The 14,856-nt window shown below is 69.8% G+C and carries 11 protein-coding genes; 3 read left to right on the forward strand and 8 right to left on the reverse strand.

The window, feature by feature from the left end; genetic code table 11:
• Positions 1 to 11: 11 nt before the first annotated feature.
• The 5 genes from GA0115259_RS25390 to GA0115259_RS25410 all read right to left on the reverse strand — a co-directional run bounded on the left by GA0115259_RS25390 (position 12) and on the right by GA0115259_RS25410 (position 6,085).
• A complete protein-coding gene (locus tag GA0115259_RS25390; protein ID WP_093601334.1) occupies positions 12 to 1,262 on the reverse strand; it encodes a S8 family peptidase in 1,251 nt (416 codons plus the stop codon).
• A gap of 365 nt (positions 1,263 to 1,627) precedes the next feature.
• On the reverse strand, positions 1,628 to 2,839 hold the full coding sequence (gene mgt, locus GA0115259_RS25395; RefSeq protein WP_093601336.1) for a macrolide-inactivating glycosyltransferase: 1,212 nt from the start codon (positions 2,837 to 2,839) through the stop codon (positions 1,628 to 1,630).
• A gap of 113 nt (positions 2,840 to 2,952) precedes the next feature.
• Positions 2,953 to 4,275 (reverse strand): ABC transporter substrate-binding protein, encoded by a 1,323-nt coding sequence (locus tag GA0115259_RS25400; protein ID WP_093601338.1) that lies wholly within the window; start codon positions 4,273 to 4,275, stop codon positions 2,953 to 2,955.
• Positions 4,276 to 4,283: 8 nt separating this feature from the next.
• Positions 4,284 to 5,117, reverse strand: a complete 834-nt coding sequence (locus GA0115259_RS25405; RefSeq protein WP_093601340.1) for a carbohydrate ABC transporter permease — start codon at positions 5,115 to 5,117, stop codon at positions 4,284 to 4,286.
• Positions 5,118 to 5,119: 2 nt separating this feature from the next.
• Positions 5,120 to 6,085, reverse strand: coding sequence for a carbohydrate ABC transporter permease (locus tag GA0115259_RS25410; protein ID WP_093601342.1), 966 nt, complete (start codon positions 6,083 to 6,085; stop codon positions 5,120 to 5,122).
• A gap of 152 nt (positions 6,086 to 6,237) precedes the next feature.
• Here GA0115259_RS25410 and GA0115259_RS25415 point away from each other — a divergent pair, with 152 nt between their 5' ends.
• The gene (locus GA0115259_RS25415) at positions 6,238 to 7,101 is read left to right on the forward strand and encodes a phosphotransferase enzyme family protein (RefSeq protein ID WP_093601344.1); all 864 of its coding nucleotides are present in this window, start codon (positions 6,238 to 6,240) and stop codon (positions 7,099 to 7,101) included.
• 30 nt (positions 7,102 to 7,131) lie between these two features.
• Here the strand turns inward: GA0115259_RS25415 and GA0115259_RS25420 are convergent, their stop codons facing one another.
• Positions 7,132 to 7,845, reverse strand: coding sequence for an exonuclease domain-containing protein (locus tag GA0115259_RS25420; RefSeq protein WP_093601353.1), 714 nt, complete (start codon positions 7,843 to 7,845; stop codon positions 7,132 to 7,134).
• A gap of 241 nt (positions 7,846 to 8,086) precedes the next feature.
• Positions 8,087 to 9,319, reverse strand: a complete 1,233-nt coding sequence (locus tag GA0115259_RS25425; RefSeq protein ID WP_093601347.1) for an SAV2148 family HEPN domain-containing protein — start codon at positions 9,317 to 9,319, stop codon at positions 8,087 to 8,089.
• 415 nt (positions 9,320 to 9,734) lie between these two features.
• Here GA0115259_RS25425 and glgX point away from each other — a divergent pair, with 415 nt between their 5' ends.
• Both glgX and treY read left to right on the forward strand, forming a co-directional pair.
• Entirely contained in the window at positions 9,735 to 11,855 is a 2,121-nt protein-coding gene (gene glgX, locus GA0115259_RS25430; protein WP_093601349.1) for a glycogen debranching protein GlgX, read from the forward strand.
• Positions 11,856 to 12,054: 199 nt separating this feature from the next.
• The gene (gene treY / locus GA0115259_RS25435; protein WP_093601351.1) at positions 12,055 to 14,463 is read left to right on the forward strand and encodes a malto-oligosyltrehalose synthase; all 2,409 of its coding nucleotides are present in this window, start codon (positions 12,055 to 12,057) and stop codon (positions 14,461 to 14,463) included.
• A 115-nt stretch (positions 14,464 to 14,578) separates the two neighbouring features.
• Here treY and GA0115259_RS25440 read toward each other — a convergent pair.
• Positions 14,579 to 14,856: FHA domain-containing protein (locus GA0115259_RS25440; protein WP_141716689.1), on the reverse strand; the 278-nt coding region annotated here is incomplete at its 5' end.

The raw sequence follows: 14,856 nt of genomic DNA on the forward strand, positions 1-14,856 counted from the left end.
CCCGCCGGCCGCTATTCGACGATCTTGAGCAGCTTGTTGACGGTGTCCGGCGACGCGTCGGTGATCGCGTCGGGCGTGGCACCGTCGGTCAGAGCCGTGGCGACCTGGTCGGGCGTCGCGTCCGGGTGGGCGGCGAGATAGAGGGCAGCCGCGCCGACCACATGAGGTGTGGCCATCGAGGTGCCGGAGATGGTGCTGACGGCGGTGTCGCTGTTGTTCCAGTCCGAGGTGATGCCGGAGCCCGGCGCGTAGATGTCCACGAGCGGGCCGAAGTTGGAGAAGTACGACTGCGCGTCGTCCACGGTGGACGAGGCGACCGTGATGGCCTCCTCGACCCGCGCCGGTGAGATCTGGCTCGCGTCGAAGGAGTTGTTGCCGGCCGCGACGCCGAAGGTGACACCGGTGGCGATGGCGTTGCGTACGGCTTCGTCCAGGGCCGGATCGGCGCCGCCGCCGAGGCTCATATTGGCGACGGACGGGCCCTGGTGGTTCGCGGCGACCCAGTCGATTCCGGCGATGACCTGCTCGGTGGTGCCGAAGCCGCTGTCGTCGAGCACCCGTACGGAGACGATCTTCGCCTTCTTGGCGACTCCGTGCGCGGCACCGGCGATGGTTCCGGCCACATGCGTGCCGTGGCCGTAGCCGTCGTCGGCCGAGTTGTCACCGTCGATGGCGTCGTAGCCGTAGCTGGCGCGGCCTTCGAAGTCCTGATGGGTGATCCGGACGCCGGTGTCGATGACATACGCCGTCACGCCCTCGCCGGCGCCGTCCGGGTAGGTGTACGCGCTGTCGCCTGCGGTCGCGGTCTGGTCGACGCGGTCGAGGCCCCAGGAGGGCGGGTTGCTCTGGGTGGCGTTGATGGTGAACGTCTTGTTCTGGACGACCTTGGCGACGGCCGGGTCGGCGGCGAGACGCGCGGCCTCCGCCTCGGTGAGTCCACTGGCGGAGAAGCCGTTGACGGCCATGGTGTAGTTCCGCGCGAGCCGGCCGCCGTACTCCTCGGCCAGTTCCCGCTTCTCGGTCCTGTCGTAGGTCTGCCGACCGGCCGGCCTACTGGTGCTCTGCTCGCCCGTCTGACGCAGCATCACGATGTAGCTGCCGGCCACAGCGCCCTCGGCGTCGGCGTCGGCGTCGTACACCACACCCTGTGCCGGAGCCGCGCCCGCTGTGGGGGAGGTGAGCGCGGTGAGTCCGGCCGCCGCGGCGACGGCCGTGAGGGCGGCGGTGAATTTGATCCTGGTCGCACGCTGTTGAGTTGCCATGAAGAGGGAGCTCCTCGTCATCTTCTGTGGGGGGACGCCCGGCGGACAGCAGTCTCCGCCGGGCTGGCTCGAACCCTGGCCGATTGACGCGTCCAGATCAAGGGCCCGTAGGGGCGGTGACCTGGCAAACCTCAATCCCCATAAGGAACCGGCCAGTCCGGAAAGCGCCGGGCTCGCCCGTTAACCTCCGCCTGTGACGCGAGACTTCGCTCCCTCTCGCCGGAGATATGACCGACACCGGGAGAAACGGGCCGCCCTCCTCGCACACCGGCGACGGCGACGAATTGGCCCGATCTCAACCCCACCTTCCACGGACGACGGCACCCCGGGCCACCGCTCCCGTTCCGTACGGGCGCCCGCGAGCGTCAGGACGCCACGGCCGGGAGCTCCGATTCGATCAGGTCGGCCGCTCTCGGCGTGCCACCCTCTTCCGCCATCTCGCGCTTGATCCCGGCGAGCCTCTTGGCCACCTCCGGATCGGAGGCCACCGCCAGGACCGCCTCCCGCAGCGCCTCCGGTGTCGCCTTCTCCGTGTCGAGGCGCCGGGCCACCCCCAGCGAGACCAGCATGTCGGCGTTGCCGAACTGGTCGACCGCCTGCGGTACAGCGACCATCGGCGTGCCCGTCGCCAGGCCCTCCTGGCTGCCGCCCGCGCCCGCGTGGGTGATGAAGGCGTCGGCCTGCCGGAGTACGGCGAGCTGCGGCACCCAGTGACGCACCGCGATATTGTCCGGCACGTCGCCCAGTTCGGACTCGTCCACATGAGGCCCGACCTGGAGCACCACATGCCAGCCGGGCAGCCCGCCGAAGGCCTCGGCGCACGCGCGGTAGAACGCGGGCTGCTTGGTGAAGGCCGAGCCGAGCGAGACCAGCAGGACCTTCTCCGCCCCGGCCGGCCGCCTCCACTCGCCCTGCTCAGCGCGGTCACCTTGGCAGGCGCCGACAAAGGTGTACACGGACTCGTCCACGCGATCGGCGTGCGGCTGCAGCACCTTGGGGATCAGCACCAGGGAGCGGCGGGGCCTTGCGACCAGCCGGTCCAGGTCGGTGTGGTCCATGCGCTGCTCCGTGAGCCAGTCCGCGAAGCGCGCGCGGTAGGCACGGCCGCGCTCGGAGGCCCGCAGCTCCGCGAGCATCGGCTCGCCGACCTCCTCCTCGTACCCCTCCCAGGCGACCAGATTCGGCGAGAGCTGGATGTACGGGACGCCCCAGCGGTGCGCAAGGACCGGCGCCGGATAGGACGTGATGTCGCTGAGGACCAGATCGGGCAGGTCGTCCTCGAAGGCGGCGGCAAGCTGCGGCAGCGCCTGGATCGCGTCATCGAGGAACGGTTCGAGATTGTCGACCAGTTCCGTTCCCCAGGCTTCCGGATCGTCGTCGGGCCCCGGCAGGACGGAGGTGTAGATCACCGGCTCGGCGCCGGTCGCCGCGACCTTTTCGGCGAAGAGGGCGGGGATCGCGTAACTGACCCGGTGCCCCCGGGCGACCAGCTCCCGGATGATGTCGAGGCTCGGATTCACATGCCCATGGGCAGCGATGGAGAACATGGCGATATGGGCGGGGCGGGGTAAGGTCATGCGCTCACCGTAAAAATGACGAGACGTCTCGTGCAATCCAATATCCGCGCCGGACGGCCAACCGATCAGCCGGCCAACTGTCCGACCGGCCGCCCCACCGACTGGCCGACCGGTCAGCGCTGGTAGCGGGCCAGCACCCGGTTGCCGTCCTCGACCAGCCGCTTTTCCAGCTCCGCGCGGTCGATCGCTCCGCTGTAGTACTCCTGGAGCGCCGGTGTCGCCACCTTGTCCTTCCACTCGGGATAGCCGCGCACCGACTGGGCGGGAGCCGGACGCAGCTCCCGTGCGAGCGCGGCGCCTGTCGCCCAGCCGTCCTCGGCGACGCGCAGGGACGGGTCCCGGAGCGCCTGCGTACCGGTCGGCAGCATCCAGTCGCCCTTCGCGAGCCGCACCATGTTCTCCGGCCGCAGCAGGAAGTCGATGAACCGCACCGCCTCCTTCTTGTACGGGCTGTCCTCGGCGACGGAGAGAGTCTGCGGGCTCACTCCCTGGGCCAGGTCTCCGCCGTCACCGGCGGGAGCGGGCAGTACCGTCCACTCGAATCCCTCCGGTGCCTGCTGGATGATCTGCTGGCGGTACGAGAAGCCCAGCGGGACCATCGCGTACTTGCCGCCGAACAGACCGGGCAGCGTGTCCGATCCGCCCATGCCCAGCGTGGCACCGGACGCGCTCGCGTCCTTGTTGACCTGGTCATGGACGGTGTCCGGGACCACTCCGTCCGCGTCGGTGAACCGGATCGTCACCTTGCCGTCCGTGTCTCGGTGGAAGAGCCGCCCGCCGGCGGAGAGCCCGAGATTGAGCGTGGCGGAGACGGGATCCTTCAACGGCCAGGCGACCGCGTACTTTCCCGGGCCCATCCGCCCGGTCAGCTCCTCGGCGATCCGCCGGAACTCCGGCCAGCTCCAGGGCTCTTCGGCGGTCGGGATCCGCGCTCCGGAGGCTTCCAGGATCTTCTTGTTCGCGATCAGGACGCGCGGCTCCTGGAGGAACGGCACACCGTACACACCGTCGCCGAAGGTGGCCGTCTCCCAGCTGCGTTCCGGGATGTCCCGTTCGAGACGGCCGGGCAGCAGCGGGCCGAGATCGGCGAGATAGCCGCCGTACGCGAAGTCGGCCAGATCGTCGGAGGCGTCATGGATGATGTCCGGTGCCTCACCGCCCTCGAAGGAGGTGAGCAGTTGGTCATGGACGCTGTCCCAGCTTCCCTGGACATACTCGACGCGGATCTCCGGATGGGTCGCGTTCCACTCCTCCACCAGCTCCTTGTTGACCTGGACCGACTCGTCCTGCCAGGCCAGCGACTGGAAGCGCAGAGTGATCCGGCCGCCGCGCGCGTCGTCGCCGCCGTCACCTGTGCAGCCGCCGAGCAGCAGGGCGAGAACGGCCACCACGACCGGAGCCTTCCGTATGCGCGGCCGTCCAGGCCATCTGCTCATAGGACTCATCAGCTCTTCACCGCCCCGGCGAGCATCCCGCCCGTGATCCGCCGCTGGATGACCGCGAAGATGACCAGCGAGGGCAGTGTCGCGAGAAACGCGGCGGCGGCCAGCGGTCCCAGATCGGCGACTCCCTCCGCTCCGAGAAAGTGCGTGAGGACCACCGGCAGCGTCTGTTTCTCCGGGGACTTGAGCAGCACGAGCGCGAAGAAGAACTCGTTCCACGCGGTGACGAAGGCGAAGAGCGCCGTGGCGACGATGCCGGGAGCCAGCAGCGGCCCGGTGACCGAGACGAGGGTACGGAGCCGGCCCGCGCCGTCCACGGCCGCCGCCTCCTCCAGCTCGACGGGCAGGGCCCGGACATAGCCGCTCAGCATCCAGAGCGCGAACGGCAGGGCCCATACGGCGTACACCAGGATCAGCCCGGTCAGCGAGTTGATCAGACGCAGATTCTTGAGCACCAGGAAGAGCGGAATGATCAGCAGGACGAACGGGAACGCCTGGCTGATCACCACCCAGCCGGTCGCCGCCGCCGCGAGTCTGCCGCGCCGGCGCGCCATCACATAGGCCATGGGAGTCGCGATGAGCACGGCGACCACGGCCGCGGCCACGGCGGCGGTCAGACTGTTGCCCGCCGCCCGCAGCAGCGGCTGTTCGTCGAAGGCCTGCCGGAAGTTGCCGAGCGTCGGATCGCGCGGGATCCAGGTGGGATGGAGACTGCCCAGCTCCCGGGCCGGTTTGAAGGCCGTGGAGAGCAGCCAGAGAAACGGCAGGGCGAGAAAGACGAGATAGCACAGGAGCGCGAGATACTGTCCGGCGCGCGCGGATCCGCTGGTACGCATACTCATCGCCCGTCCTCTCCCTGCCGGAGCCGTCCTACGAGCTGGAGCGAGAGGAGCACCGCGATCACGGCCACCATCACGCATCCCATGGCGGCGGCGTAGCCGAACTGGCCGTAGCGGAAGGCCTCTTCGTACGCGAAGAGCATGGGCAGCCTGGTGCGTCCGCCGGGTCCGCCGCTGGTCAGCACGTAGACCAGCGCGAAGGAGTTGAAGTTCCAGATGAGATTGAGCGCCGTGATGGCCAGCGCGACCGGCCGGAGCGCGGGCCAGGTGACGGTACGGAACCGGCGCCAGGCTCCCGCGCCGTCCAGCGCCGCGGCCTCGTGCAGTTCGCGCGGAGTGTTCTGGAGGCCGGCCAGCAGGGCGACCGTCGTCTGCGGCATACCGGCCCAGATCCCGACGACGATCACCGCGGGCAGGGCGGTGGCGAGCCCGGTCAGCCAGTCCCGCCCTTCGCCGAGGCCGAGATCCCGCACGGTCTCGTTGAGGATTCCGGCGTCGGCGTTGTAGACGAGCCGCCACATGATACCGACGACCACCTCGGGCATCGCCCAGGGAATGATCGCCAGGGCGCGGGCCAGCCAGCGGAAGCGGAGATTCTGGTTGAGCAGCAGGGCGAGACCGAGCGCGAGCGCGAACTGCGGCACGGTCACTCCGACCGCCCAGAGCAGACCGATCCCGAACGAGTCCCAGAACAGCGTGTCGTGAAGCAGATCCTGGAAGTTGAGTGTGCCGATCCACTCGGTGGGCTCGGTACGGCCGGACTGCGCGTCGGTGAAGGCGAGCGCGACACCGTAGAGCAGCGGTCCGACGCTCAGCACCAGGATCGGGATCAGCGCGGGCAGCACCAGAAACCAGGCGCCATGGTCCAGCGGCCTGCCCGGCCGCCCTGCCCGTCCTGACCGCCCTGCCCGCCCACTCGCGGACCGTTCCTTGCCTGACCGCTCCACCGCGGTCGCCGAGGTCACGGATTCGACTCCTTCGGGCGGCTTGTGGGGGGACAGCCGCCCTGGCGGCCGTTGTCATCGTGCGAAGAGGATCTCCGCCCGTCAAGACGATCCGCACGGATGCGAGACTTGCGCGGACCGATCGGCCGGAAGTATGAGTGAGTGGACGAACGATGGACGAGGCACGCGCGCGGGAAATCCTGGCCTCGACCGGGCTGCCGGACACCGCTGAGCTGCTCTCCCTCGGGGAGAACGCGGTGTTCGGGACCGGTGAGCTGATCGTCAAGGTCGGCCGGAGCGCCGAGGACCATCCCGAACTGCTGGACCGCGCACGGCGTGAAGTCGCCATCGCGTCCTGGCTCGCGGAGTGCGGCATCCCGGCCGTACGGGCCGCGGAGCCGCGCCCTCGGTCGGTGGACGGTCATCCGGTGACCGTCTGGCACCGGCTGCCCGCTGCCGTAAGGCCCGCGGACCCCGGCGATCTGGCATCGCTGCTCCGGCTCGTCCACGCACTGCCCGCTCCCTCCTTCGCGCTCCCTCGCCGGGATCTGCTCGGCGGTGTCGAACGCTGGCTGCGGATCGCGGGCGACGCGATCGAACCGGCCGACGCCGACTATCTCCGTGACCGCAGGGACGGCTTCGCCGAGGCCGAGGCCACGCTCGCGCCGGAGCTGCCACCGGGCCCGATCCACGGCGACGCGCTGCCGCGCAATGTCCATGTGGGCCCGGAAGGACCGGTCCTGGTCGATCTGGAGACCTTCTCCATGGACTTCCGGGAACACGATCTGGTGGTGATGGCCCTCTCCCGCGACCGGTACGGCCTGTCCGCCGAGGCGTACGACACCTTCACTGCCGCCTATGGCTGGGACGTCCGTGAGTGGCCGGGCTGTCCGGTCCTGCGCGGCGCCCGTGAGACGGCGAGCTGTGCCTGGGTGGCCCAGCACGCCCCGACCGATCCCAAGGCTCTCGCGGAGTTCCGCCGCAGAGTCGCCTCCCTGCGCGACGACGACTCCGAGGTCCGCTGGTACCCGTTCTGACGGACCACCGGACCACCGCCCATGGCACAGTCATCGGCTCCGAGGGATGACCGGCCAGGCCCGCTCGACCACCGCCGTCGGATTCGCGGTGCGCCGCAGATAGGCCTGCAAGGAGGCCGACTGCTCGGCCGCCGCGCCGACTTGAAGGTCATGCAGCTCGGCCGGTGGCAGCAGTCCGACGGGCTGATGCCGCTCGCCCATGCGCCGTACCACCCGGGCCGCGGCAACCGCGTCCGCCCTCGCGTCGTGCGCGTCGTCCAGCGGTACTCCGTAGTGCGCGCAGAGCGCCTGAAGGGCGCGCTTGCCCTTGCGGTACTTGTCGACGTGCTTGTCTATGACGAGAGGATCGATGACCGGTGACGGTGTCTCGCCCAGCCGCTCGCTGACCGACTCCGCCCCGTACCGCCCGCACTCACGGTCCAGGAGCGACAGGTCGTACCGCGCGTTCATCACCACCAAGGGCGTGCCCGAACGCAGCACCTCGGCGACGGCCCCGGCGATCTCCTCGATCGCGGCGGCGGCCGGCACGCCGTGCCGACGCGCATGGTCCGTGGAGATGCCGTGGATCGCCGACGCCTGCTCGGGCACCGCCACGCCCGGATCGATGAGCCAGGTCCGTTCCCGTGAGACCGCTCCTTCCGCCTCCAGCCGTACGAGCGCCGCCGTGACGATACGGTCGCTCTCCACGTCCGTGCCGGTGGTCTCCAGATCGAAGGCCACCAGCGGCCCGCCGAGCCAGCTCATCGCCCGGCCCTCGGCCGGCCGCGGACCGTCATACGCCGCCCCGCGCTCCGTACCGGTCGTCGCCGTACCGGTCGTCGCCAGGCCGGAACCGGCCGGCTGCTCCCCATGCCAAGTCATCATGGCCCTCCCTCATGGTGCGGTGATGCTTCCCCCGTTGGTGCTCCCCCGCCTGACTTTCACCCTGCCACGCGCCACTGACAACGCCTGGACCCCGGGACCGGCCCACCGGTCGCGCGCGGGCTCAGGAGACCGGACGGGAGTCCATCCAGACCGACTCGAACTCCTCGCGGTAGGTCTGGAAGAGACCGTGCTCCGTCTCCTGTCCCGAACGGACGACCTCGCGCCCGCCGCCACGGAGCACCAGCACCGGCGCCTCCATACCGCGTGCCCGCCGCAGATACGACTGCACCACGGCGAGTCCGTCGGCACCGTCGCCGTCGACCAGATACGCGGTGAAGCGCGGCGTCTCGTCGAAGACATGGATCTCGAAGGCGCCCGGATCGCGCAGCTTGGAGCGCACCCGGCGCATATGAAGGATGTTCATCTCCACCGAACGGCTCAGTTCGCCCTTCTTGAGCCCAAGCTCGCGCTCCCGGCGCTTGACGGCGCTGCTCGCCGGATTGAGGAAGACCAGCCGTATCCGGCAGCCCGACTCGGCGAGCCGGATCAGCCGGCGGCCCGAGAAGTTCTGGACGAGAAGGTTCAGTCCGATACCGATGGCGTCGACACGCCGGGCGCCGCCGAAGAGATCCTCCGCCGGGATCTGCCGTTGCAGCCGGACCCGGTCGGGATGGACCGAGACCACGTCCGCGTACCGGTCGCCGACCAGATCCTCCATGGCGTCGACGCGCAGCCGGGCCGCCGACGGCACTCCGCTGCCGCCGCCCAGGATCTCCAGCAGCCGGGCCGAGGCCCGCTCCGCCTGGGCGAGAACCGTCTCGGAGAGCGCGCGATTGCGGGACACGACATTCCGCGCGACCTCCAGCTCGTCGAGCGCCAGCTCCACATCTCTGCGGTCGTCGAAATACGGTTCGAATCCAGGCCAGTGCTGCACCATCAGCTCACGGAGCTGCGGAAGCGTGAGAAAGCTCAGCACATTGTCGTCGGCCGGATCGAGCAGATAGCCCTTGCGCCGCGAGACCTCCCGTACGGCGACGGCGCGCTGCACCCACTCCTGTCCGGCGGGCCCGGCCGCGGCGACCACCCACTCCTCGCCGTGCACCGGCTCGTAGATGGGCCGCAGCACCGCCGCGACCACCGCGCGCAGCCGCTGCTCCACCAGATTCAGCCAGATATACGCACGTCCCGCTCGCTGGGCGCGCGTTCGGACCTCGCTCCAGGCGTCCGGCCCCCAGTCCAGCTCCGCCCCGATCTCCATCGGCCGCGCGAGGGAGACCACTCCGGGCGGGATGTCGCCGGAGTCCCCCGCGTGACCTGCGTCACCGGGGGGCAGCTCCAGCCCTCCCGAGCTCACCCGCGCACCGCCTTTTCTCCCCCTTCAACGATCAAGGAAGGGTACTCCGCCGACCGGAGGCGGTGCAGCCCGATACACAGGCTCCTTTCTCAACTCCCTTATTCGTGAGGCTCGTTCTCGACGCGGACTTCGGCGTAAGTGAGCTGATTCATAGTGGTTGGAGCCGTTCCGCGCCCGGGCCCGACGGGACGTCATGCCCTTCTCGGGACCGCTGGGACCACGGCCGGTCCCGGGCGACGGCCGGAAGCGTGAAGTTGACCCGGGCCTGACCCAGCGGCAAGAACCCATCGAGTTCCTAGGTCGAGCGGCGTCTTTCGGGGAAGATCTGGTCCAAGGGCGTGTTGCGAAAGCCGGGACTTCCGCAGCACGCCCTTGGCCCCGCAGCACCCGGATCAGAAGTGGAAGAGTCTTATCTATGCAGGTCTGGCCGGGACAGGCGTATCCCCTCGGCGCCACGTACGACGGCGCCGGGACCAACTTCGCGGTCTACTCAGAGGCCGCCCACAGAATCGAGTTGTGCCTGCTGCACGACGACGGTTCAGAAACGGCGGTGGAACTGCGCGAGACGGACGCCTTCGTACGGCATGCCTATCTGCCCGGCATCATGCCAGGTCAGCGCTATGGCTTCCGGGTCCATGGGCCATATGAGCCGGAGCGCGGGCACCGCTGCAACTCCGCCAAGCTGCTGCTCGATCCGTACGCGCGTGCGATCAGCGGAAGTATCGAGTGGGGCGAGTCGGTGTACGGCTACCACTTCGGCAAGCCGGACTCGCGCAATGACATGGACTCAGCACCGCACACGATGACCTCCGTCGTCGTCAATCCGTATTTCGACTGGGGCGACGACCGGCTGCCGCGTACGGACTACCACCGCACGGTGCTCTACGAGGCCCATGTGAAGGGCCTGACCATGCTCCATCCGGAGCTGCCCGACGAGCTGCGCGGCACCTACGCGGGACTGGCCCATCCGGCGGTGATCGAACACCTCACGGAGCTGGGCGTCACCGCGCTGGAGCTGATGCCCGTACACCAGTTCGTCAATGACCACCGGCTGGTGGACTCGGGCCTCGGCAATTACTGGGGTTACAACACCATCGGATTCTTCGCTCCGCACAACGCCTATGCCTCATGGGGCGACCGCGGCGAGCAGGTACTTGAGTTCAAACAGGCCGTACGGGCACTGCACCGGGCCGGGATCGAGGTCATCCTCGATGTGGTCTACAACCATACGGCGGAGGGCAACCACCTCGGTCCGACGCTCTCCTTCCGAGGGCTCGACAACGCCCAGTACTACCGGCTCGCCGAGAATCCTCGCTATTACACGGACACCACGGGCACCGGTAACTCACTGCTGATGCGCAGTCCGCATGTCCTCCAGCTCATCATGGACTCGCTGCGGTACTGGGTGACCGAGATGCATGTCGACGGCTTCCGCTTCGATCTCGCGGCGACGCTGGCCCGTCAGTTCCACGAGGTCGACCGGCTGTCGTCGTTCTTCGATCTGGTGCAGCAGGATCCGGTGGTCAGCCAGGTGAAGCTGATCGCCGAGCCCTGGGACGTGGGCGAGGGCGGCTATCAGGTCGGGAACTTCCCGCCGCTGTGGACGGAGTGGAACGGCAAGTACCGCGACACCGTGCGGGACCTGTGGCGAGGCGAGCCCAGGACGCTGGCGGAGTTCGCGTCCCGGCTGACCGGCTCGTCCGATCTCTATCAGGACGACGGGCGCCGGCCGCTGGCCTCCATCAACTTCACCACCTGCCACGACGGCTTCACGCTGCGCGATCTCGTCTCGTACAACGAGAAGCACAACGAGGCCAACGGCGAGTCCAACCGGGACGGCGAGAGCCATAACCGTTCTTGGAACTGCGGAGTGGAGGGCGAGACCGACGATCCCGGGATCACCGAACTGCGCAACCGTCAGATGCGCAACTTCATCGCCACGCTGATGCTCTCCCAGGGCGTCCCGATGCTCAGTCACGGCGACGAGTTCGCCCGTACGCAGGGCGGCAACAACAACGCGTACTGCCAGGACAACGAGGTGTCCTGGGTCCGCTGGCCGGAGCCGGGCGCGGAGACCGACACCGGAATGCTGGAGTTCACCCGGGCGATGGTGTGGCTGCGCCGCGACCATCCGGTCTTCCGGCGCCGGCGCTTCTTCCACGGACGGCCGGTGGAGGGCACGCACGACGATCTGTCGGACATCTCGTGGTTCACACCGGAGGGCGACGAGATGAAGCAGCAGGACTGGACGGCGGCGCACGCGCAGGCCATGACGGTCTTCCTGAACGGCAACGCGATCTCGGAGCCGGGACCGCGCGGCGAGCGGATCTCGGACGACTCGTTCCTGCTGATGTTCAACGCGAGCGCCGACAAGCTGGAGTTCGTGGTGCCGCTGAACCATGGCAAGCACTGGCAGATCATGGTGGACACGGCGCGCCCGGAGGGCGTGGCTCCGGGACAGGGCGAGAAGGTGGACGGAGGTGACCGGATCACCATGATCGGCCGCAGTATGACGGTACTGATGCGGCCCGCGTAGGCCCCGCGTAAGCCCCGCGTAGGCCCCGCGTAGGCACGGGTTCGACCGGGAGAGGCGCCGGGACGCACGGGACCGGGCGCCGGTCCGGGCGCCGGCGTACGGGCCGAGCGAGGCATCGGCGCCCGGCGCCGTCCGGCCGTACGCGGGTACCGGTGCCGCCGATGACACAGAAGGCGCCGAGCTGGGTACGTACGATCGTATGACGCCCACCGCGACCTATCGGCTCCAGCTCCAGCCGGACTTTCCCTTCTCGGCAGCGGAGCGAGTGGTGCCCTATCTCGCCGCGCTCGGGGTGTCGCATCTTCATCTGTCGCCGGTGCTGGAGGCCGTACCGGGCTCGGCCCACGGCTATGACGTCGTGGACCACTCCGCGGTACGGGCCGAGCTGGGCGGTGAGGACGGGCTGCGGCGCCTGGCCCGTACCGCCGAGGAGCACGGCCTCGGGCTCGTCCTCGACATCGTGCCCAACCACATGGCCGCCGCGCCCGCCCACAACCGGGCCCTGTGGGAGGTGCTGCGCGAGGGCCGGGCCTCGCCGTACGCCCGCTGGTTCGACATCGACTGGGACGCGGGCGACGGCAAGCTGCTGCTGCCGGTCCTGCCCTCCCCGATCGGCGACGAGCTGGGCGCGCTGCGCGTCGAGGACGGCGAGCTGCGCCACGGCGACGCCCGCTATCCGCTGGCGCCCGGCACCGGGCATCTTCCGCTGCCCGAGCTGCTGGACGCGCAGCACTACCGGCTCGCCTGGTGGCGGCTGGCCCGTACCGAGCTCAACTACCGGCGCTTCTTCACCATCTCCGAGCTGATCGGCGTCCGGGTCGAGGATCCCGAGGTGTTCGCCGCCACCCACGCCAAGATCCTTGAGCTGGTGCGGGACGGAGTGGTCCAAGGACTGCGCGTCGACCATCCGGACGGGCTAGCCGATCCGGAGGAGTATCTGCGCCGGCTGGCCGAGGCGACGGGCGCGACCGGCCGGAGCTGCTGGACCGTGGTGGAGAAGATCCTCGCCGACGACGAGGCGCTGCCCGCCGGCTGGCCGGTCGCCGGCACCACCGGCTATGACGCGCTGCGCCATGTCGACGGGCTCTTCACGGATCCGGCGGGCGCCGCCGCGCTGGAGCGGCACTACCGCGATGTCGCCGGGCCCGTCGGCGACCGCGGCGGCTACTGGGAGGGCACGGTCCGGCGGGCCGCCTACAAGGTCGTCATCCATGAACTGGCCGCCGAGACCTCCTTCCTGGTCCGTACGGCGCGGCGGATCTGCGCCGCCGATCCCGCGCTGCGCGACCACGCGCCGTGGGCGCTGCGTACGGCGGTTCAGGAGCTGCTCGTACGGGTCCCGGTCTACCGCCCGTACACGACGGCGGGCGGCCCGTGCCCGGAGGCGGCCGAGGCCGCGATTCCCGAGGAGGCGGTCCGCCGGGCGAAGGCCGCGTTCGCCGTGGAGCAAGAGGCGACGGCCGTGGACGTGGTGCGGGAGCTGGCGCTCGGCAGGCTCGGTACGGGCCCGGACCACACGGCGTTCTGCGCGCGCTTCGCCCAGACCGCGTCCGCGCTGCGCGCCAAGTCCGTCGAGGACACGGCCTTCTACCGCTATGTGCCGCTGATCTCGGCGAACGAGGTGGGCGGCGATCCGGGACATCCGGCGGTGAGTCCGGAGCGGTTCCACGCGTACTGCGCGCGTCTCGCGCGCGACTGGCCCACCACCGGCACCGTACTGACCACGCACGACACCAAGCGCAGCGCGGACGTACGGGCCGGGATCGCGGTTCTGTCGCAGTGCCCACGACGCTGGTCGGCGCTGCTGGAGCGGGTCACCGGCGAGACCGGGGTGGCGGCGCCGGATCCGCAGCTCGCCTGGCAGGCATGGCAGACGGCGGTCGGTTTCACTCCGGCCACGGAAGGGGCCGCGAGGACCGCGAGCCTTCCCGAGAGCTCACGGATGGTGCCTTCCGGCGCGCGGATGGTGCCCGCGCTGCTGAAGTCCGTACGGGAGGCCGGGCTGCACACGAGCTGGACGGAGCCCGATCCGCTGTACGAACAGGCGGTGGCGGCCTTTGTCGAGGCAGGCCCCGCCGGTCCCGCGCGCAAGACGGTCGCGGAGTTCCGGCGCGCGCTCGACCCGTATGTACGGGCCGGTGCGCTGGGCGCGGCGCTGGTGCATCTCACCATGCCGGGCGTGCCCGATCTCTACCAGGGCACGGAGCGTACATATCCGGCGCTGGTGGATCCGGACAACCGGCGGCCGTTCAGGACCGGGCCGCCCGACGAGAAGACGGTGGTGACGACGGCCGCGCTCCGGCTGCGGCGCGAGCGGCCCGCGGTCTTCGGCGAGTCGGGGACCTATGCCCCGCTGCCCGCGACCGGCCCGGCGGCGGCCCACTGTCTGGCCTTCTGCCGGTCGGGCCAGGTGGTCACGGCCGTCACCCGGCTGCCGCTCGGGCTGGCGGAGGCGGGAGGCTGGGCCGGTACGGAGCTGACCCTGCCGGAGGGCCGCTGGACGGATCTGCTGGCCTCGCCCGGACGGGAGTTCGAGGGCGGCGGTCCGGTCGATCTGACCGTGCTGTTCGCGGACTGCCCGGTGGCGCTGCTGAGCCGAAAGGTCTGACAGCTCTTTTCGTGCATCGAAGTGGCCTTCGAGAGAGCCTGGTTGACCGGCTCGCGTATCGATGTGCTCGCAGGAGCACGGTTGTTGGAGACGCAGACCGGCGCGGGGCGCGCGCTCAGTCCGTGGCCAGCCGGAAGCTCATCTGGCCGAAGCTCACCAGATCCCCGTCATGGACGACGGCCGTCACCGTCACCCGCCGCCCGTTGACCGTCGTGCCGTTCGTCGAGCCCAGATCGCGCAGCACCCACGCTCCGCCCTGCATGCTCAGTTCGGCGTGCAGCCGCGAGACCGTGTCATGGCTGAGCCGCAGTCCGTTCATCGGATCGCGGCCGATACGGAGCGGATACGGGCCCGGCTGCGGCAGCAGCAACTTCGGCAGCCGCTCCCCCCGCC

This window comes from Streptomyces sp. MnatMP-M17 (assembly GCF_900091995.1).
In the GTDB taxonomy this organism is placed as follows: domain Bacteria; phylum Actinomycetota; class Actinomycetes; order Streptomycetales; family Streptomycetaceae; genus Streptomyces.